This is a genomic window from Halobacillus sp. GSS1, from assembly GCF_017307035.1.
Taxonomy (GTDB): domain Bacteria; phylum Bacillota; class Bacilli; order Bacillales; family Halobacillaceae; genus Halobacillus; species Halobacillus litoralis.
Genome location: NZ_JAFLHE010000016.1, coordinates 1 through 18,772 on the forward strand (window position 1 = coordinate 1; position 18,772 = coordinate 18,772).

Sequence of the window (18,772 nt, forward strand, 5' to 3'; positions counted from 1 at the left end):
TTTAGTGTTATAAAAGAGGATAAAAAAAAGCCCCCTTTTGAATGGGCAAAAGGGGGCGATGGTATATGTCTTTTCATTGAAGGAAGACAGACCATGAAATCTACAGGTTATTTTTCCTGGCGGGGAAAAATAATAGGGTGATTCGACGTAAGAGACAAAAGAGAGTACTCTAGAAAGAAATGAATTCTATTGAACAAATAAACCATGTGCTTCGTCGTGGACAACCAGCACGACCGCGCACTGCACGATTCAGTATCTCTTTTGCTATTCTTTATTGTATCACCTTTTCCCTGGTTGCTGCTTTGGGAAAAAAGCGTTCAAAAAGGATAACTGAATAGAGGTTTAGAGAAAAAATTTTCTCAAGTTTTGACTACTATTGGTGAATTGTAAAATATATTCAAAAGAACAATTGTTGAAAAAGCAGGAATCTTGTACACTTGAACTATCAACTATATGGAGTGGAGTACATGGATGTCAGTAAAATCCAATTAATGATTCAAATGCAGGCCATGTCTATGTTAGGGAATCGTAATTCGGACACTTTTTCAGGTGGGATGCAGGACCTGACGTTTCAAAGTCTGCTAAATGCAGCGATGGAGCAGTCATATTTTGCGAGTGAGCCTTCTATAGCAAGTCGTCTTTCACCACCCGTTCACACATTTATGGAACAGCAGGCACCCGTTTCTGTGAAGAAAAGCCAGGAAGGGATTGGCATTGCCAATGTAACCAGCGGAAATGAGGATTTAGATCAGCTCATAAAGAAAGCTTCCGCGCGCTATGGGGTCGATGAAAAATTAGTGCGGTCTGTGGTGAAGGCTGAATCGAACTTTGATGCTGGTGTCGTCAGTCACGCTGGAGCTCAAGGGTTAATGCAGCTGATGCCAGCAACAGCAAAGGGGCTTGGCGTTACAGATCCATTTGACCCGGAACAGAACTTGATGGGCGGGACAAAGTATTTGAAGCAGATGCTTGATCGTTATGAGGGCAATACTGAATTAGCACTTGCTGCTTATAATGCTGGTCCTGGCAATGTAGACAAGTATGAGGGGGTCCCCCCTTTCAGGGAAACGCAGAATTACATAACTAAAATAATGGGAAGAGCATAAATAAGCGCGGGCGTCTTAACAAAGGCCCCGCGCTTTTTGATACTAGATGGGTTTACAATGCCTTAGTTTTGAAAACGAGCAGTGACTATTTATCTGGTTCAAGTTCTCGACTCATCTGCATGTATTGATCAAAAACGACGGTCATCTCTTTTAAGCGGTTGCGGACGTCTTCGTCAATTAGCTCTCCTTGAGTGGAAAAGTGATTCGTGTGTGTGTAAACATAATTTGGTGTTACCATGCACCGGAAGTAGTTGAGGATTGGCTTCAATTGATTCTCTACGACGAGGTGATGCTGCAAGGTCCCCCCATTGGCGACAATCGATACGGGTTTATAACGCATGGCCAGAGGTGACACGGCATCGAATACGTTTTTTAAAGTGCCTGGGATCGATCCTTGAAAAACGGGCGTAGCGATGACGTAAGCATCGGCTTCCTCGATTTCATGGATCAATCTTCTCATATCATCATTGTACTCTTCAGCTGGGCGGCCATCTACGAATTGAAGCTCGTAATTCTCGAGGGCAACGACTTTGGTGGTGTGTTCCGTTGGCAGCTGTTGTATATATTTTTCGATTTCATCAAGGAGCGTCCGGGTTTTTTTCCCGACGATCGTTCCGTTCAATAGTAGGATCTTCATGACAACTTTCTCCCCTTCAATTTTCTTTGAGCTATGATATCCTATGCAGAACTTAAAAAAATGGGCTATGTAGCTAAGGGTAGTATGTGTTTGGAACGCCCGAATATCTTATGAAATTCTGAATTATAGTGCAGCACAGTATTCAACCGTCTTCCGATATGTCGAGTAGGTGTAAATTACTGAAACGGTTGCAATTATGTGGTATAGACTCTTTTCTTTTTATGGTAAAGTATACGTCTTATTTAAGCAATTGTGAGGATTCTGCTTGCTTCCTGTCAGAATAAGAAGGGTATAATAGGAGGGAGGAGGGAAGCTGATGATCCGTTTATGGCGAAGAATTAAGTTTCTTTTCAATGTCAGAAAATCTGTGCCGTTTCTTGTACAATTTTTCAAATCAAAAGATGTGAGTGCCGGGAAGAAATGGTTTTCCGTTGTACTCTTAGTGGCATACCTTTTATTCCCCTGGGACATCATCCCGGACTTCCTCGTATTCTTCGGTCTTGTCGATGACCTTGCTGTTTTTACTTACATCATGCAATGGATGGTGAAGATGGCTCCTGTGGATCTGCAAAAGGAGTACCGGGTTTATGATGAATAGAAATGTTTAATCAACGGCAAGATGAGGAATGTAACTGTAGTAGATTCAATAATTAGTCAAGGAGTGATGGATAATGAGTAAAGTAATGTTTACCGCACATGCAACAGCACAAGGTGGACGAAATGGCCACGTTAAGTCAGATGACGGTTTAATTGATTTGAACCTTTCCATGCCTGGTGAAGGTGATGAAAAAGGATCGAACCCAGAGCAATTGTTTGCTGCTGGATATTCCGCTTGCTACGATGGAGCATTGAACCTGGTTGCAAGTAAACAGAAGAAAGATATCGAATCTGAAATCACTGCTGACGTAAGCCTTATGAAAGATGAAGCAGACAATGGTTTTAAAGTAGGCGTTGTCCTTAATGTGAAAGTTAAAGGCGTTTCTCAGGAAGAAGCTGAATCACTTGCTGAAGAAGCACACAAAGTATGTCCTTACTCTAAAGCAACGAGTGGGAACATTGACGTTGAAATCAATGCGAGTGCTGTATAAAAAATAACCCCTTGATCCCTGGTGGTAACTCCACCAGGGATTTTTATTTGAAGGAGGGGAAGAATAGTTCATGTATAAGATGCGATTCATATCATTACCAGGAGTACTGGTAACTATGGTATTTTATAGTCGAAGGGGTGAAGACGATGAAGATCACCGACCAAGCGAGAGATTTGTTAAATCAAATCTTAGAAGATGAAGATGCAGGATGCCTGCGCTTATTTTTTGCTGGTTATGGGTGTGGGGAACCGGATATCGGTATGACGATTGGTGAACCAGAAGGGGATGATGAGCTTCATCACATCAATTCTATTCCTGTAGCCATAGACAGTAGAATTGCCCATATGACGGAAGGTTTGACGATTGAAGGGAAGCAGACCATGGAAGGGCCGAAGTTTCAGATGCTTGGGCTTCCTGAAAAAGACTGTTGAATCGATGCCCACGGTTTTGTGGGTTTATTTTTTATAGGAATCCACTTACAGGTTACTTCCTAATGAAACGTATATAGTAGAAAAGAGGGGATCGCTACACACCATGATGGCATCAGGACACCAGGTTGTGGGTTTCACATTCGGGGTGGGAGCCATGACATTACTCCCTACGTTCGAGTGGATGCCTGAACAGCCTCTCCAAACGGTTTTATTTTTTGTGTTCGTCCTTTTCGGCTCACTTTTGCCGGACATCGACACACCAACATCCACCCTCGGCCACAAGTTTTGGCGAGGACTTATGACGGTCTTTACCGTCGCCTTTCTCTGTTACTTATTTGTACCAGAGTACTTGGACACCTATCGAGAACAATTGAAAATTTTCGTCATGCTGCTTTTACCTATCCTCATCATGATTCGCGGACATAGAAAAATGACCCATTCCGTGTTGTTTGTCGGTTTACTTATCGTTTACGGTATCATCCTTGAGCAAGCTTTCTCCATCCCCCGTATGTATATCGGAGGGTTGATCATAGGGGTGGTTTCGCATTTATTTGGTGATTACATAACGAAAAAGGGCATCCCGTTGGCTTATCCTTTTTCAAAGAAGCACTTACAATTCATCTTTACCTTCCGAACAGGATCCAATAGTGAGCGTCTCATTGTCTACAGCCTGCTTTTATGGAACGTATGGTACCTCACCTCAAACATTTTCTGACACTACATTCAAGTAGTGTCTTTTTTCTATACCCAGTTATTAAACAATATGGCAGGATTGTGAAAGACTCAGTTTCGAGATGTTGCTGCCGGCGTTCATTGCCTTTGGGTAGCGTCAGGGGTGGCAGGGAAGTTACTCACTTTCCTGCGGGGATGACGGCAAGCCTCCTCGTGCTTCGCACTGTGGGGTCTTGCCAGCCCATCCATTCCCGCGGGAGTCTCGCAGCTTCCCAACCACCCCATTTGATGAAGGGATAACGGACCCCTGTAATGGCTTTCCACTATACGACTGTTAGTGTTACAAGCGCTCCGCATCAAGCTTTTATGTTCTATGGAGAGGCTCTTATGATCCACTTCCTTCAACCATACAAGCTGTCCCTTTAAGAAATGGTTTCGAGACACTTATAAGGTAAAGGGGCGGAGGGAAACGGTGAGACCCCGGAAGGCGTAGCCTGAGGAGGCTCACCGCCCGCCCCATGGAAAGTGTTCAAATGCGGAATCGTACTGGTAGACACGACTGGCATAAGCAGAACAGCAACGAAATGTGTTTTTCGTTCCATTGCTGTTCTGCTTATGACGCCAGTGTCTGGACGGTGGAGCATGACGAACCTTTTCCCGGAGTCCCCTAGAATCACACAGAAATCTGGAAACTGAGTCTTCAAGAAAAGGGAGTGTTGAAGGGGGGAGGGAGAGTTAATTTAAAGGAAATATAATCCAAAAATATTTCAATATCTTTAAATATTTTATAGACATATTTTCGAAAATTCAATAAAATAGAGGAAAGATAGATAAGGAGGGCGAACGTTGTGACAGAATATCAACTAATTGAACCAAGCCCCTTGCGAAAGCTTCAAATGGGTCGCGCTTCCTCTTTATATGATGTTTACCTGGACTACTTAAGGAAGTACCCTAGAAGAGATGCTGTCTTGAAGACGAAAGACTATATCCTCTCCCACTTCCCCTCTGCTATTGATGAACAAATCGTCTGCATGGAATTTTTTTATATGAATGATTTTTTTGAGGAGCTCTCTGTCATTACAGATTCTCCGTACATAAATAAAGAGGCGGGTCATTTATATCGGGTGATTTTGTCTCAGAATGAAAGAGATAATAACAAGAATTATTTAGATGAACTAAAAGATCTTCAATTCACGCATCCATCGTTACGTTGCCTGCACTTGTTCACCCTCGTTTATTCTTATCAGGATTTAAAAGTGTTTACAGCCTTGGATAAGTACTTGGATGAATGCGATCAGACGCTTCAGCAGGTAGACGAGCCTTTGATGTACTATTATTTGAATCAACGTTATCAAGAGCTCCTTTTTTATCACTACTGGAAGACCAATAACTCTATTCTTGCGAGTCGTTATGCCTATAAAATGATCAACACAGAAGTTTCATCACGAAGAAAGAGCCGTATGCATCATGATTTGGCATTATGCCAGCTCTTTAATGGCTATGAATCTTCTATGGAATCATTACTGAAGTCTATGGAAATCGCTGAAAAGGATGGGCATTTTCGGTTTTTGCAAATGGTGAAAAATCACTCGCTTCCTTTCATATCCTCCTTCCATCAGAGAACAGAAGGGATCACCTCTACAGACCCAGTAGAGCAGGCCCACCTTGCTCTTGCTAGGGGGGATTATAAAAAAACACAGGAGATTCTGGATTCCTTTTCGTCACTCACGCCTTTTCAAGAAAGTTATCTGGGACTGGCTACAGGAAACAGGGAGATGCTCAGGAATTCCTATCACCGTTTCATCCAGGAACAGGGAGATTATTTCTTTGCTCAACTGCCACTCGCTTACTTAGAAAGAATATAAAAATAAATGGAGGTTTTCTTTTATGAAAAGGTTAGCCGGTTTGTTTGTTGTTCTTTTGCTGACGCTCGCAGGGTCATGGGGGATAGGAGATAGTAAGACCGCCCAAGATCCGATTGATGGAGGTTATTGGAGTATAGATGATCCAGAAATCTAAAAGGATGAGGAAGCAGAAAAAAGGTGTCATTCCAATTTATTGGAATGACACCTTTTTCTCGCTCATTCGTTTTTTCTTTTGCGTCTTTCCGGTAGAGGCTCTTTTCGTATCATCTTTGTAAAAGCATACACAAAGAGGATAATAATCACTGTAAACGGAAGAGCAGAAACGAGGGACGCCGTCTGCAATGCATCCAGTCCACCGGCAACCAGCAGCACCCCAGCAATGGCGGCCATCAGGACACCCCAAATTATTTTAATAGCAAGGGCAGGGGTTAGACTGCCATTCGTCGTCATACTCGCCAGAATATATGTGGCAGAGTCCGCAGATGTAATTAAGAACGTTGCAATTAGTAGAATGGACAAGAAAGATAGAATACCTGTAAGAGGCAGGTATTCATAGGCTTTAAAGAGAGCCACCGTCACATCATTGTTAACGGCTTCAGCAATCTTCGTTCCATTGTTCAAGTCACTGTTCAAGGCCGTTCCCCCGAAAACGGCGATCCATAAACAAGCAATCAAAGGTGGAACGACAAGGACACCGAATATGAACTCTCTAATCGTACGGCCCCGTGAAACGCGCGCAACGAAAGCCCCCACAAATGGAGACCAAGCAATAACCCATGCCCAATAGAATATGGTCCAGTCCCGGAGCCAACTTCCACCTTCATAAGGAGTCAGCCTTAGACTATACTCCACAAAGTTGGAAATATAATCGCCAATCCCTAAGGTGAAACTATTTAATATAAAGACAGTCGGACCGGCAAAGAAAACAAATAGAAGTAAAATTAAGCAAAGGGCCAGGTTCAGGTTACTGAGCCATTTAATTCCTTTTTCTAATCCAGTACTGGATGAAGTTAAGTATAAGACGAGCAGTACGCCTGTTATGATAAGCTGGATCGATGTACTATTCGGAATGCCGAACACCGCGTTTAAACCACCGTTCATTTGCAGGATTCCCAGTCCAAGGGACGTGGCGATTCCCATAACAGTAGCGATAACGGCTAATGAGTCGATGGTGTACTTCACAGGCTTTGATTTCCCGAGCACAGGTTCAAGAGCTGTCGATACGAGACCGTTCTTATCTTTTCTGAACTGCAGGAAGCCAATGAGCAAACCGACAATGGCGAAAACGGACCATTGGTTAATTCCCCAGTGGAAAAAAGAATACCCCATAGCAACACGTGCGGCATCTTCGGTTTGGGCATCCAAATCTGAGAATGGCGTTTCGAAGAAGTGACTCATCGGTTCTGCGACTCCCCAGAATACGAGTCCTACACCGAATCCCGCAGAGAAGAGCATGCCGATCCACGTAAAGAAAGGGAATTCAGGCTTTGAATCTTGCGGTCCGATCTTAATTTTTCCGTATTTACTTAGTCCGAGAGCGGCTAGGAAAATAACAAAGCCGAAGACAGAGATGAGATAAAACCAGCCGAAATTAACCGTAGTAAAATCGAATAAGGTACCAGCGACAGTACCGAAGCCTTCAGGGTTGACGGCTCCTACGATGACGAGGACAGTGATGACGGTTGCAGAAATGAGGAAAACAGGGTTTTTGAGTTGATCTTTCATCGTGGACTCCTTTCATGAATCATAGATTATAGATGAACATGAATATGATGATCGATTTGTTTATTCCCTACATTTTCCTGCGAAAAACATTCAACCCTGGAATTCAGAGCGAAGCATCCCCATGAGGATGGTGTCATGATAGGCACCATCCACATATTCATTTTTCCTAAGTCGCCCTTCTGTCTGGAAACCTGTTTTTTCATAGAGTCTTAGCGCTTGTGTATTGCCGCTCCATGTATCCAGTTGAACCCGTTCAAGGTTCAGGGTGTGAAAGAGGTGTTTCAACAATGTTTGAATGATATCCATGCCATATCCATGGCCCCAATACTCTCTTTCCCCGATGCTTAAGCCGATTTCTGCAGCCCTTGTCACTGGATTAAGGCTGCTGTAACTGCATTTCCCTATAGGCACTTTGGTGCTGATTGTATAGACCATAAACACCCGTCCAGTTTCCCAAAGCGGTTGTGCAGTGAGGTTCTTTTCATAAAAAGCTTCGATGTCTTCCTGCGGATTGTTATTTTGGTAGGCGGAACCACTTCCGTGTGCAAGGTTCGCTATTTCTTCATCATTCGCCCACTTAAACAAGTGTTTCATGTCGCCTTTTGAAACAGGACGTAGTTCAACAAGATTTCCTTTCAGCATATCCATTCCCCCGTGTGATGATCTATCCTCTATCCTATAAGAAAACTTTTCCAAAAGAAAGAGCGGAAGAATGAACGGGTTAAGAGATTTTAAACTCGGGCAAAATAATAGAGAGGAGGTTTCGCATGTTTGAAAAATGTACAGAAGTCCGCCAGTGGTTAAGTGGATTTGGTAGGGAGTGGATGTTTGCAGGAGGATGGGCTATTGACCTTCATATCGGTGAAGAAACGAGACATCACGAAGATGTAGAAGTTGCCATTTTCCGTGAAGATCAACACGCATTATACAAAACTTTGAAAACGTGGGATTTGCATGTCGTCAAAGAGAAGGAATTCAAGCGCTGGGAAGGGGAAAACCTTACACTACCTGTCCATGAAATCCATGCTTCTTCTCAGGAGGGGCATCATTTTGAAATTCTTCTCAATGAAAAGAACAGGCGTCGCTGGCAGTTCAGAAGAGATCCTTCCATTACATTTGAAACCAGCCGTATGCAACTGCAATCAGAACAAGGGTACGCGTACTTGAACCCTGAAATCGTGCTTCTCTATAAATCCACTCATACAAAAGAGAAAGATGAACAGGACTTCGTTCACGTCTTCCCTTACTTGAATGAACATCAGAAAGAGTGGTTGAAGCAGGCCCTGATGCATCATCAGCCAGAACATCCGTGGCTGGAAGCTTTACTCTATTAATCACCTAAAAAACTTATAAATGGATAAAGCCCAGGAGACACCCGTCTTTTGGGCTATATTTCTGTCGGAAAAATTCGACGAATTGTTTATTTTTTCTTGGTTTGGGTATTCGATAAACATACATCATTCATTCCCCCCTCGAATGAACAGCCCTCTGTATCGAAAATACGCAAAGTTTTTGGAAAGGAGTTTACAATGAAAAAAGTCACATCCGTTTTTTGGGTTACATTAGCTATTGCATTATTCTCAGTCGTTTGGGGATCAGTTGCCCCGAAGAATCTTGAGAGCATTACAGGAAGTATTCAATCTTACATCTCTGTTCACTTTGGATGGTATTACTTGCTGATCGTTACTGGTTTTGTGATTTTCTGCCTTTATATGATTTTCAGTCCTTATGGAAAAATGAAACTCGGAAAGCCTACGGACAAGCCTGATTACAACTACGCCACATGGTTCGCGATGCTTTTCAGTGCCGGGATGGGAATCGGTCTCGTCTTCTGGGGAGCGGCAGAACCGATTTACTTCTATTCCAATAACGCTCCGACCGCAGAGACGGGTACAGCAGCCGCTCTGAATGAATCCATGCGCTTCGTGTACTTCCACTGGGGAGTTCATGCATGGGGAATCTACGCCATCGTTGCTCTAGTCCTCGCTTATTTCAAATTCCGTCGAGGGGCCCCAGCCTTAATCAGCTCCACACTCGAGCCATTATTTGGAGATAAAATGAATGGCCCGTGGGGGAAAGTTGTAGATATCATCGCTGTCTTTGCGACTATTGTCGGTGTAGCAACGACGCTTGGGTTTGGTGCGGCACAGATCAATGGCGGATTGACGTTCCTGACCCCGCTTGAAGACTCCTTCGGTGTTCAGTTAGCCATTATAGGTGTGGTTACGGTTTTATTCATGATCTCCGCCTATTCAGGTTTGAGCAAAGGAATCCGTTATTTAAGTAACACCAATATGATTCTAGCTATTGCTCTGTTAGCCATTATGCTGGTCGTAGGTCCTACGCTGTTCATTATGAATATGTTTACGGACACAATTGGTGCTTACTTACAAAACCTCCCTACCATGAGTTTTCGCCTGGCACCGAACAATGAGGAGAACCGTACATGGATCAACAACTGGACAGTATTTTACTGGGCATGGTGGATTGCATGGTCTCCATTTGTAGGAATCTTTATCGCTCGTGTGTCCAAAGGACGTACGATTCGTGAATTTCTGTCAGGTGTCCTACTTGTACCTTCTGCTATAGGTTTTCTATGGTTTTCTACTTTCGGATCATCTGCAATCAAAGTTCAGCAGGATCAGGGAGGACTTTCCGATCTAGCTACGGAACAAGTGATGTTCGGGACATTCGAAAATTATCCGCTGGGATTAATTCTTTCAATTATTGCAATGGTATTGATCGGGACATTCTTCATTACATCCGCAGACTCTGCGACCTTTGTATTAGGAATGCAGACGACAAATGGATCCCTGACACCGCCTACTATGGTTAAGTTCGTATGGGGGATTGTCCAGTCGTCCATGGCGGCTGTGCTGTTATATTCTGGTGGATTGCAGGCGCTTCAGAACGCGCTTATATCAGCAGCCTTTCCATTTTCTTTCATCATGATTTTAATGGTCGTTTCCTTATATAAAGCCCTTCGTGCAGATAAAATCGCACTTGATCGGGGGAAAGATAAACAAGAAAAAACATCAGCTTGATTACAGAAGGAACTTTCACTTTACGTCGTGGGAGTTCCTTCTTTCATCAATTCTCCTATTCTCAAAGGGTGGTTTTTATTGAAAGAGTGATAGAGTATTGAGGATGATTTCTAATCGAACCGCCATCACAGGGAAGTGAATTCCATTTTGTACGGATTGTATTTCTTTTCATGAAAATGTATCATAAAAGCTTAGAGAAATCTGGTAGAATAATAGGGAAAAGGGTTAGATATAAAAGGAGCCAAAGATATGTGGGAATGGAGAAATATTTACCGAGGCATGCTGATGGGAGCGAGTGACGTCGTTCCAGGTGTGAGCGGAGGGACAATTGCTGTCGTTCTCGGCATTTACGACCGCCTGATCGAAGCCATTAACGGTTTTTTTAGTAAGGAATGGAAAAGACACTTAAAATTCCTGCTGCCACTAGGAATTGGAGTGGTCATTGCTATCGGTTTGATGGCAAATTTAATTGAGTGGTTGTTTGAACACTACCCGGGCCCTACACAGTTTTTCTTTCTGGGTCTGATCATCGGCGTGCTGCCGTATTTAACACATAAAGCAGATGTGAAGCATAATTTTAAAGCGAAACATTTTTTGTTATTGTTGATCGGAGCTGTCCTCGTTGCCTCGATGGCATTTTTCCAGACAGCAGAATCCGAACCGATGCAAAATCTCTCATTTGCTGGATACATTTTATTGTTTTTCTCTGGATGGATTGCAAGCAGTGCGATGATTCTTCCTGGGATTAGTGGTTCATTCATTTTGTTGATTATCGGAGTTTATACAACCGTCACTTCAGGGATCTCTGACTTTCGCATTGATATCATTGCTGTCGTAGGGGCAGGAATTGTTTGTGGAATCGTGGTAATGAGTAAGATTGTTAAGTTTTTCCTTGAAAATTATACATCTGGAACCTTTGCGGTCATCATCGGCCTAGTCATCGGTTCTGTATTCGTTATTTTCCCCGGACTTCCCGCTACAGGAGTGATGATGCTTGTAAGCGTCGTTGCATTCCTTGGAGGGTTGCTTGCCGCATGGCTATTGGGCCGGGTGGAGTATAAGTAAGCCTGACAAAAGACAAATGCATACATTTTGGGTATGATAAGTAGTAGTTATAAATAAAGGAGATTGAGTTTGATGGAAGCCATTCATACAACGGATAAATTCAACGAGACAATTGCAAGCGATCGTCCGGTCATCGTGAAATTCGAAGCAGACTGGTGCCCGGATTGCCGACGAATGGAGATGTTTATCGGAGATATCCTGGAGGAATACAATGGGTACGACTGGTATAATGTCAATCGTGATGAACTACCGGAAATCGCAGAAAAGTATGAAGTGATGGGGATCCCAAGCATCCTGATTTTTAAAGATGGCAACAAAAAAGCCCACCTTCATAGTGCGAATGCTAAAACTCCAGAGGAAGTAGAGGAGTTTTTACAGGCAAGTCTTTAAAGTACACGTCCACATGGTTCTGCCATGTGGACGTTTTCTGTAAGGAGGTGCTCTTTTGTCAAAAAGGTTATTGCTCGTTGGTGCAGGTCATGCCCACTTGGAAATAGTAAGTCGACTGCGGAATGAAAATTGGAGACAGGTCGATGTTTGTATGATTACACCTTCCCCCTATCAGTATTATTCAGGAATGTTTTCAGGTTTTACAGAAGGACTTTATTCGGAAGAGGATATTCGTGTAGATATTCGACAGTTAGCAAATTCAGCCAACGTCCATTGGATTCCCAAAAAAGCAGCCTTTATCAAAACGAAGCAAAAAAAAGTCGTATGTGAAGATGGATCTGTATATCCCTTTGATGTTGTCAGTTTTGATATAGGATCTAAAAGTTTACCCTTAGCATTTGAGGACTCAGCTGCTCGGACAATTAAGCCGAATTACGAATTTACAGATGAGATGAGAAATTTGAGAGAGACGACAAAGCCCCTCATTGTCGGGGGAGGTGCGGCTGGCACAGAGCTTGCGATGTCTATTCAAGCCTATAAGGATAAACACAAGATTCCTGGGCAGGTCCGTTTAATTACATCTGACCGAATACTTGCGGATGGACCGAAATGGGTCTCTGTAAGATTGAAAAATTTACTGGAGAAAAAAGGCGTGCGTGTCTGGCAGAATGAACGAGTGGAAGAGGTTTTTGAGGAATTCGTCAAAACGGACAATGGCAATCGAGTCCGTCATACGGGTGTGCTATGGCTGGGGGGTGCCATTGGAGACCCGATTTTTGAAAAGTCGTCACTCGCCATAGATGAACGCTCTTTCGCACTTATACGATCCACTTTGCAATTCCGTGACTTTGATTACATGTTTGGTGCCGGGGATTGTGTCACAATGATTGATTACCCGAACCTGCCAAAAAGCGGGGTGTATGCGGTAAGACAAGGGCCGGTCCTTTGGCAGAACTTGAAAAATCACCTTTCCGGCTTATCCTTGGATTCGTTCGTCCCACAGAAGAATGCCCTTTATATTTTATCAACAGGCGGAAAAAAGGGTTTTCTTGTGTATGGACCTGTCAGTTCACATAACAAGAAGGCATGGCAGTTAAAAAATAAAATTGATCGTGAGTTCATGGCTAAATATAAGTAAAAAGAGTCTTTGATGCGTCCTCCTCGACGCGATCAAAGACTCTTTTTTTCCCCAGAAACATTTCAAAAGTGAGTCTTTTGTAATCCTGCTGGATTATGGAATGCCGTTTATAGTTTGAGCCAGGTTCTTACTTTGTTGCGGAAGAGGTAGGTGGTGACGAGGAGGAGGATGAAGACACTGAAGGCGATGAGAATCAGTGTGCGGTCTCCACTCGCGAGACTGGTGCCCACCAGGCTGTAGGCAAACGTTCCGGGAAGCATCCCAATCACCGTCGCCAGAACAAAAGAGAGGAATTTCACTCTCGTCATTCCTGCAAGATAACTTAATATGTCGAATCCCACGAGTGGAATAAGACGCAGGATGAATACATAAAGGAAACCTTGGCCCTGCATACGCTCATAGATGGTCCCCGCCCATTTTGACTGGTGGAATTTGAGTACAGAGTCTCCGAAAAATCTCCCCATGATATACCCGGTCACTCCAGCTCCTGTTGCTCCGATGACGATATACAGCATGCCGGGCCAGATTCCATAAGCGAAAGCCGCAGCGAGTGAAAGGACGGAGGTAGGAAATACGACGATTGGACCGATGATATACAGCGCCATGAAAATAAGTGGTCCCAATGCTCCGAAAGATAGAATATAGGAGCGGATGTTATCCGCACTTACGTCAAAACGGGAGCGAACAAACCAGGCAAGAGCTATAAATAGGCCAAGGAACAAAGCCGTCCGTACTACATTTTTTTTGTTCATAAAATTTCCCCGCTGAAGGTCTTGATGGAAGCGGTCGGAACCGTAATCTGGACTTCCCGCGTCGAGAACGTTTCGTCGATTGGAAGAGATATTTTTTTCTTTAGATCGATGACATATAAATGGGCAATCGGACGTCCGTGCTGATAAGTGATATGCTCAACTGTGGCTAGGAAGTTCACCCCATTTTCCGGTGTTTTTTTAGCCCCTACTCGAACATCATGCAAAGGAGCGAATTCGTGTTCATTTAAAATCAGATGGCCCCCTAAAAAGGAAGCCACCCTCAAGTTGGCTGGGGATTTGTGTAACGTTTCGGCTGTTCCGATTTGTTGAAAGTTTCCGTCTTCAAAGACAGCGATTTGATCGCCCATGATCATGGCTTCTTCCATATCGTGTGTAACGAATACCGCGGTCGTTTCTCTCGAGGAAAGGAATTCACGCACCCAGTACCTCAAATCCTGCCTTAGAGAGGGATCCAGACTACTGAAGGGTTCATCAAACAGAATCACTTCAGGTTCTGTAGCCATCGCACGGGCGAGGGCCGCCCGCTGCTGTTGTCCACCCGAAATTTCAGAAGGATAATGATTCTGGAAACGCGACATTCCAATTGCTTCCAGTAAAGATTCGATCTTTTTTTCTTCATATTTTTTTGAGACTTTTGCACCGTAAACGATGTTCGCTTTTACGGTCATATGCGGGAAAAGCAATGGCTGCTGAAAAACGAGACTGATACTTCTCCGGTTCGCTTTCTGTTTCGTAATGTCTTTCCCATTCATTATGATTTTGCCATCGCTCGGTTTTTCAAGTCCTGCGAGGATACGGAGCAAAGTCGTTTTGCCACTTCCAGAGGGTCCGACAATGCTCATGATTTCACCTTTCTCCAGATGGAAAGTCAGTTCACTCAGTATCTTATCCTGATTAAAGGTTTTCGTAATGTTTTTCATTTCTAATTTCTTCTGTGTCATCGATGATTCCTCCATGGCAATCGAGAGTAGGGGAGAAACATCATCAAAACTTCGATGATGATGTACATGGAAAGGGGGATAAGTGCGAACCAAATCGAGAATGCCGCCATGATTGACGTGTTCGCATTATCCAGAAAAGGAAAAAAGACCAATGGCAACGTCAGCACCCGGCCGCCTCCGATAATGGCGGTAAGGGCATATTGACTCAAGCTGATCACAATCGTTAAAAAGGTGAGGCTCCGAATCGCAGGTCTGAGTAAAGGAAGTTCTACAGTGAAGACCTGTGTCCAAAATCCTGCTCCAAGAATGTGAGGCTGCTCCATCATGGCTTTTCCTATTTGCTGATAACTGTTATGAAAAATCTTGATGCTGTATGGGACCGTCGGTACTAAATGGATGAGCATGACGCCCCAGATGGTGTCTGCAAGGCCGACACGAATCATGAATAAATGCAAGCCCATGGCAACAGCCAGGGATGGAATCAAAATCGGCGATAAAAGCAGAGCCTCCAACCAGGCTTTTCCACGGTAAGCGTAGGATACCAGTGCTTTTCCTGTAAACAAACCGATTGCGACATTCATGAACAGCACAGCAAACCCGATTCCAATGGAAATGAACGTCGCTTCCCACAACTGTGGATTTTCAAATAGGATGGAGTACCCTTGCCATCCCCAGTCTATGCCTTGTCCCGTATGGAAGCGCCAAGGGGCACTTAAGCTTTGCAATATCAAGGCGGTCAGCGGTATGACGAAAAGAAGCAAAGTTAAAATCAGAAACCACGCTTTTTTACGAATCATGGTCGATCCCCCCTCATCGCTCTCCATCTCGGGCGGCTTAATATGAAGTATCCCACTAATGTCAGGGTCAGGAGGCATAAACTGATCAAGACCATGGCGGCAAAGGCCAATGGGCGATCATCCCAAGAGCCTCCATAAAACCACTCATACCCGAGCACGGATATCATCTCGGGGAAGGTGGTGCCGATGAGTGCTGGAACCTCATAGGCTGCCAGAGTGAAGGAGAAGATGATCAAAAATGACTCCACAAGAACAGGGAGGAGGTTAGGCAGATCGACCGTAGTGAAGCGGTGCCACGCATTGCCTCCAAGGCTGTCTACAAGAGCATAATACTCCGGACGGATGGATGCATACACAGGGAAAAGCAAAAGAATCACAAGAGGGACCTCTTTCCATACATAAGTGATGATGATTCCTATGCCATGGGGATCGCGGGTCCATACGGGAAAGTTTGATGTGTCTTCCAACCAGCCGGCAGCTGTAAAGACTTGAGCCATCCATCCTGTTTCCGAGAGTAGGAGAATGATCATATACCCCCAAACGAAATGAGGAAAAAGCATGGGAATCCAAACCATCAGCCTGTGTGAGGTATGGGTTAACAATGGGTGAAACAATTTGGTGAAACCAAGACCAAGGATGATGGAAAGAATGGTCGCTATCCCTGCTGTTCGGATACTAAACCAGACAGAAGACAGAAAACGTTCGGAGTTTAAAATCTCATGATAATGAGTGAACCCTTCTCCACCTAAGCTTTGGATGACCGCATAAATGAATCCGTAAAAAGGGATGATCAGAAAGCCGGTCGCAGGTAGGAAGAGAAGGAAGGTTCTATTTTTGAACAACTTCATTGAACCACTTTTCCTTCATCCAATTCACATAGGCGGCTTCTGATTCTGGCAGGAAGCTTTCTTCAAGTTCCTCTGTTGATAACACGCTTTCACCTCGTTCGACAGCCTTGAATTTATCTTTGATGTCTTCAGGCAATTGATTGAAGCTGATCGGTGTATTCTCTCCCCAGTCATCCGGTTTATATTTTTCAAGCTGGGCTTCTGGAGAAAGCATGAAGTTGATGGCGACTAAGGCACCAGATTGATTCGGGCTGTTGAAAGGGATGGAGAGAAAATGTGTATTTCCGATGGACCCTGGTTCCATGACGAACGAACGAGTAGAAGCGGGGAATACGCCTTCTTCAATCAGTGATTCCGCACGCGATTCGTTATACCCCATCGTCATCCATACTTCCCCTTGACTGTACAAACGGTCTAACTCTGTCAGGCTGTTTGGGTAATGGTCCCCTGAGCGCCATAGGTGGTTCTCCATTTCATTCAGATATGACCATGTACGCTCGGCAGTTGCAGTGATGTTGTTCTCTTCCAATGGTTGTTCATAAATATCCGCAGGTTGTTCTGCTTGAGCATACAAGACGTGTCTTAAGAATGCATTGCCTGTAAATTCTTCAGCTGTCGGATAGGTGAACTTGCCAGGGTTTTCAGCTACCCACGTTTGTAATTCCCGGAATGTAGCCGGAGGGTTTTCAATCTTTTCTGAGTCATAATGAAACACGAACTGGACTTTGCCCCAGGGTGCTTCCATTCCTTCCACTTCCGTACCGAAATCCCTTTGGAAAGCTGGATCTTCAGTATTGTAGTAATCATTGAAGTTAGGCAGAATCTCTGTAAAAGATCCCATCAGCAATTCGTTTTCTTTCGCGTTTTTAAAATTCTCTCCATTGATCCATATCACGTCAACCGAGCCTTCTTGTTTATTCGCTTGTTTTTCTGTTTGGAGCTTTTGTAGTATTTCCGGCGTGTCGAGAGGAACGCGTTTCAGCGAAATCCCATATTCGTCTTCCACCTGGGGTGTGACGTAGTCATCTATGTAGGCATTGATTCCTTCATCGCCGCCCCACATATATAGGCGGACTTCTGTACCTTCTGCTTCTTCTTCAATTTCATCCCAGGAAACTTCTGTCCAATCTTTATTATTTGTAGATGTATCACTGCAGGCTGCCATAAACAGGATCGCCAGCAGGAAAAATGGTATGAACTTCTTCAACCGAATCTCCCCCTATGATTCTCATTATATGGGTGTTCCATAATTCCCTCTGTCATTTATCATACAAACAAACCGGTCAGAAAAAAACTAATACTACTTTCGCAATGCGTGAACCTAAAAAGATAGGGGTAAAGGGAGAGAAAAGGAGGACGGGGTATGATTTATAATCAATTCGCAAAACCAAAAGGGATCACAGGCAAGTTCGCCGGCAGGTTTATGGAAAGAGAAAACAGGGATTTGAACGACTGGACCTTATCATTTCTGGATATAGGAAAAGAAGATCGCGTTTTAGAGGTCGGGTTTGGTTCTGGAGCAGCTTTGAAAAGAATAGCGGCCCTCGAACCGGAGGTTTTGTATGGAATGGATCCTTCAGAGCCGATGGTTGAAATGGTTTTAAGGAAGTTAAATGATCAAACATACTCAAACCAGGTTGGTATTTTTCATGGGGAGGCTTGTCAACTGCTGCATTTCCACAAACCTTTGGACAAAATATACGCTGTCAACAATATTACTTTTTGGGAGCATCCCGTAGAAATTCTCCGCCACTTGTGTACGTTGCTCAGCGAACAGGGGAAAATCGCCCTGACAGTTGTTCCGCATGAAGAAGAGGCGACCGATGAAACGACGGAAGTGCTGGGTGGTCAAATGCAAAGCCTTCTTGTAAAAGCAGGGTTTAATCATGTAAGGATCCACTTTAAATCAGAAAAACCCAACGATGCGGTCTGTGTGACGGGAATGAAAGACGATATGATAGGATAAGTAAAAAGGGGGGAAAGAATATGAAATTAAAGAAAGAAGAAAGAGAATATATGGTGGATCAGGTGAAAGAATATTTTGAGTTAGAACGGGGTGAAGTGATTGGTGACCTTGCCGCTGAACAATGGGTACATAAGTTAGCAGAAGAGATGGGCCCCTTCTTTTATAACAAAGGAGTAGCAGACGCGAGACAGATGGTGGAACAAAAGGTGATGAACATCGATGAAGACCTTCGATCTCTCGAACGCCCTGCCGGTAGACCGACACGCAGATGAAAAAACACCGCTTC

General features: G+C 44.0%; 22 protein-coding genes. 14 read left to right on the forward strand and 8 right to left on the reverse strand.

Translation table 11 applies throughout. The features are described 5' to 3' along the window. Positions 1-467 precede the first annotated feature (467 nt). A complete protein-coding gene (locus tag J0K78_RS17835; protein ID WP_206948349.1) occupies positions 468-1,106 on the forward strand; it encodes a lytic transglycosylase domain-containing protein in 639 nt (212 codons plus the stop codon). 85 nt (positions 1,107-1,191) lie between these two features. Here the strand turns inward: J0K78_RS17835 and J0K78_RS17840 are convergent, their stop codons facing one another. Then, complete coding sequence (locus tag J0K78_RS17840; protein ID WP_206948306.1) at positions 1,192-1,743, reverse strand: NADPH-dependent FMN reductase; 552 nt, start codon at positions 1,741-1,743, stop codon at positions 1,192-1,194. Positions 1,744-2,059: 316 nt separating this feature from the next. Between J0K78_RS17840 and J0K78_RS17845 the strand changes: the two genes are divergently transcribed. From J0K78_RS17845 to J0K78_RS20200, 6 genes are all read left to right on the forward strand, one after another. Beyond that, complete coding sequence (locus tag J0K78_RS17845; RefSeq protein WP_160916551.1) at positions 2,060-2,341, forward strand: YkvA family protein; 282 nt, start codon at positions 2,060-2,062, stop codon at positions 2,339-2,341. Positions 2,342-2,414: 73 nt separating this feature from the next. After that, positions 2,415-2,831 (forward strand): organic hydroperoxide resistance protein, encoded by a 417-nt coding sequence (locus J0K78_RS17850; protein WP_160916549.1) that lies wholly within the window; start codon positions 2,415-2,417, stop codon positions 2,829-2,831. Between the two features lie 146 nt (positions 2,832-2,977). Then, positions 2,978-3,262, forward strand: a complete 285-nt coding sequence (locus J0K78_RS17855) for an iron-sulfur cluster assembly accessory protein (RefSeq protein ID WP_206948307.1) — start codon at positions 2,978-2,980, stop codon at positions 3,260-3,262. 103 nt (positions 3,263-3,365) lie between these two features. Continuing rightward, positions 3,366-3,977, forward strand: coding sequence for a metal-dependent hydrolase (locus J0K78_RS17860; protein ID WP_206948308.1), 612 nt, complete (start codon positions 3,366-3,368; stop codon positions 3,975-3,977). An 805-nt stretch (positions 3,978-4,782) separates the two neighbouring features. After that, on the forward strand, positions 4,783-5,799 hold the full coding sequence (locus tag J0K78_RS17865; RefSeq protein WP_206948309.1) for an AimR family lysis-lysogeny pheromone receptor: 1,017 nt from the start codon (positions 4,783-4,785) through the stop codon (positions 5,797-5,799). 22 nt (positions 5,800-5,821) lie between these two features. After that, positions 5,822-5,953, forward strand: a complete 132-nt coding sequence (locus J0K78_RS20200; RefSeq protein ID WP_255534850.1) for a hypothetical protein — start codon at positions 5,822-5,824, stop codon at positions 5,951-5,953. A gap of 62 nt (positions 5,954-6,015) precedes the next feature. Here the strand turns inward: J0K78_RS20200 and J0K78_RS17870 are convergent, their stop codons facing one another. Continuing rightward, complete coding sequence (locus J0K78_RS17870; protein WP_206948310.1) at positions 6,016-7,524, reverse strand: BCCT family transporter; 1,509 nt, start codon at positions 7,522-7,524, stop codon at positions 6,016-6,018. Between the two features lie 90 nt (positions 7,525-7,614). After that, positions 7,615-8,166, reverse strand: a complete 552-nt coding sequence (locus J0K78_RS17875) for a GNAT family N-acetyltransferase (protein WP_206948311.1) — start codon at positions 8,164-8,166, stop codon at positions 7,615-7,617. A gap of 125 nt (positions 8,167-8,291) precedes the next feature. On the opposite strand from J0K78_RS17875, the gene J0K78_RS17880 reads away from it, so the two are divergent. From J0K78_RS17880 to J0K78_RS17900, 5 genes are all read left to right on the forward strand, one after another. Continuing rightward, positions 8,292-8,858 (forward strand): nucleotidyltransferase domain-containing protein, encoded by a 567-nt coding sequence (locus J0K78_RS17880; protein ID WP_206948312.1) that lies wholly within the window; start codon positions 8,292-8,294, stop codon positions 8,856-8,858. Between the two features lie 195 nt (positions 8,859-9,053). Continuing rightward, positions 9,054-10,568 (forward strand): glycine betaine uptake BCCT transporter, encoded by a 1,515-nt coding sequence (locus tag J0K78_RS17885; protein WP_206948313.1) that lies wholly within the window; start codon positions 9,054-9,056, stop codon positions 10,566-10,568. Positions 10,569-10,817: 249 nt separating this feature from the next. Beyond that, the gene (locus J0K78_RS17890) at positions 10,818-11,633 is read left to right on the forward strand and encodes a DUF368 domain-containing protein (protein ID WP_206948314.1); all 816 of its coding nucleotides are present in this window, start codon (positions 10,818-10,820) and stop codon (positions 11,631-11,633) included. 72 nt (positions 11,634-11,705) lie between these two features. Next, positions 11,706-12,023 (forward strand): thioredoxin family protein, encoded by a 318-nt coding sequence (locus J0K78_RS17895; RefSeq protein WP_206948315.1) that lies wholly within the window; start codon positions 11,706-11,708, stop codon positions 12,021-12,023. Positions 12,024-12,078: 55 nt separating this feature from the next. Next, the gene (locus J0K78_RS17900; protein WP_206948316.1) at positions 12,079-13,161 is read left to right on the forward strand and encodes an FAD-dependent oxidoreductase; all 1,083 of its coding nucleotides are present in this window, start codon (positions 12,079-12,081) and stop codon (positions 13,159-13,161) included. Positions 13,162-13,268: 107 nt separating this feature from the next. Here J0K78_RS17900 and J0K78_RS17905 read toward each other — a convergent pair whose 3' ends face one another. From J0K78_RS17905 to J0K78_RS17925, 5 genes are read right to left on the reverse strand one after another with little or no spacing between them, the layout of a single operon-like run. Continuing rightward, positions 13,269-13,913, reverse strand: a complete 645-nt coding sequence (locus J0K78_RS17905; RefSeq protein ID WP_206948317.1) for a TVP38/TMEM64 family protein — start codon at positions 13,911-13,913, stop codon at positions 13,269-13,271. Beyond that, positions 13,910-14,875, reverse strand: coding sequence for an ABC transporter ATP-binding protein (locus J0K78_RS17910; protein WP_206948318.1), 966 nt, complete (start codon positions 14,873-14,875; stop codon positions 13,910-13,912). The genes J0K78_RS17905 and J0K78_RS17910 overlap by 4 nt, the downstream gene beginning before the upstream one ends. Beyond that, a complete protein-coding gene (locus J0K78_RS17915) occupies positions 14,872-15,672 on the reverse strand; it encodes an ABC transporter permease (RefSeq protein WP_206948319.1) in 801 nt (266 codons plus the stop codon). Before J0K78_RS17915 ends, J0K78_RS17910 begins: the two co-directional genes overlap by 4 nt. Continuing rightward, entirely contained in the window at positions 15,669-16,520 is an 852-nt protein-coding gene (locus J0K78_RS17920; protein WP_206948320.1) for an ABC transporter permease subunit, read from the reverse strand. Before J0K78_RS17920 ends, J0K78_RS17915 begins: the two co-directional genes overlap by 4 nt. Further along, on the reverse strand, positions 16,501-17,727 hold the full coding sequence (locus J0K78_RS17925) for an ABC transporter substrate-binding protein (protein ID WP_242517950.1): 1,227 nt from the start codon (positions 17,725-17,727) through the stop codon (positions 16,501-16,503). Before J0K78_RS17925 ends, J0K78_RS17920 begins: the two co-directional genes overlap by 20 nt. Before the next feature lie 156 nt (positions 17,728-17,883). On the opposite strand from J0K78_RS17925, the gene J0K78_RS17930 reads away from it, so the two are divergent. Together J0K78_RS17930 and J0K78_RS17935 are read left to right on the forward strand one after the other, a co-directional pair. Further along, on the forward strand, positions 17,884-18,486 hold the full coding sequence (locus J0K78_RS17930; protein ID WP_206948321.1) for a class I SAM-dependent methyltransferase: 603 nt from the start codon (positions 17,884-17,886) through the stop codon (positions 18,484-18,486). Between the two features lie 20 nt (positions 18,487-18,506). Then, positions 18,507-18,758 (forward strand): DUF2164 domain-containing protein, encoded by a 252-nt coding sequence (locus J0K78_RS17935; RefSeq protein WP_206948322.1) that lies wholly within the window; start codon positions 18,507-18,509, stop codon positions 18,756-18,758. The last annotated feature ends 14 nt before the right edge of the window (positions 18,759-18,772 follow it).

Coding starts and splice junctions, on each gene's coding strand:
- J0K78_RS17880 (WP_206948312.1), top strand. CDS start 8,292: ATGTTTGAAAAATGTACAGAAGTCCGCCAGTGGTTAAGTGGATTTGGT.
- J0K78_RS17850 (WP_160916549.1), top strand. CDS start 2,415: ATGAGTAAAGTAATGTTTACCGCACATGCAACAGCACAAGGTGGACGA.
- J0K78_RS17910 (WP_206948318.1), bottom strand. CDS start 14,875: ATGACACAGAAGAAATTAGAAATGAAAAACATTACGAAAACCTTTAAT.
- J0K78_RS17860 (WP_206948308.1), top strand. CDS start 3,366: ATGATGGCATCAGGACACCAGGTTGTGGGTTTCACATTCGGGGTGGGA.
- J0K78_RS17895 (WP_206948315.1), top strand. CDS start 11,706: ATGGAAGCCATTCATACAACGGATAAATTCAACGAGACAATTGCAAGC.
- J0K78_RS17885 (WP_206948313.1), top strand. CDS start 9,054: ATGAAAAAAGTCACATCCGTTTTTTGGGTTACATTAGCTATTGCATTA.
- J0K78_RS17935 (WP_206948322.1), top strand. CDS start 18,507: ATGAAATTAAAGAAAGAAGAAAGAGAATATATGGTGGATCAGGTGAAA.
- J0K78_RS17845 (WP_160916551.1), top strand. CDS start 2,060: ATGATCCGTTTATGGCGAAGAATTAAGTTTCTTTTCAATGTCAGAAAA.
- J0K78_RS17840 (WP_206948306.1), bottom strand. CDS start 1,743: ATGAAGATCCTACTATTGAACGGAACGATCGTCGGGAAAAAAACCCGG.
- J0K78_RS17930 (WP_206948321.1), top strand. CDS start 17,884: ATGATTTATAATCAATTCGCAAAACCAAAAGGGATCACAGGCAAGTTC.
- J0K78_RS17870 (WP_206948310.1), bottom strand. CDS start 7,524: ATGAAAGATCAACTCAAAAACCCTGTTTTCCTCATTTCTGCAACCGTC.
- J0K78_RS17855 (WP_206948307.1), top strand. CDS start 2,978: ATGAAGATCACCGACCAAGCGAGAGATTTGTTAAATCAAATCTTAGAA.
- J0K78_RS17905 (WP_206948317.1), bottom strand. CDS start 13,913: ATGAACAAAAAAAATGTAGTACGGACGGCTTTGTTCCTTGGCCTATTT.
- J0K78_RS17835 (WP_206948349.1), top strand. CDS start 468: ATGGATGTCAGTAAAATCCAATTAATGATTCAAATGCAGGCCATGTCT.
- J0K78_RS17890 (WP_206948314.1), top strand. CDS start 10,818: ATGTGGGAATGGAGAAATATTTACCGAGGCATGCTGATGGGAGCGAGT.
- J0K78_RS17920 (WP_206948320.1), bottom strand. CDS start 16,520: ATGAAGTTGTTCAAAAATAGAACCTTCCTTCTCTTCCTACCTGCGACC.
- J0K78_RS20200 (WP_255534850.1), top strand. CDS start 5,822: ATGAAAAGGTTAGCCGGTTTGTTTGTTGTTCTTTTGCTGACGCTCGCA.
- J0K78_RS17915 (WP_206948319.1), bottom strand. CDS start 15,672: ATGATTCGTAAAAAAGCGTGGTTTCTGATTTTAACTTTGCTTCTTTTC.
- J0K78_RS17875 (WP_206948311.1), bottom strand. CDS start 8,166: ATGCTGAAAGGAAATCTTGTTGAACTACGTCCTGTTTCAAAAGGCGAC.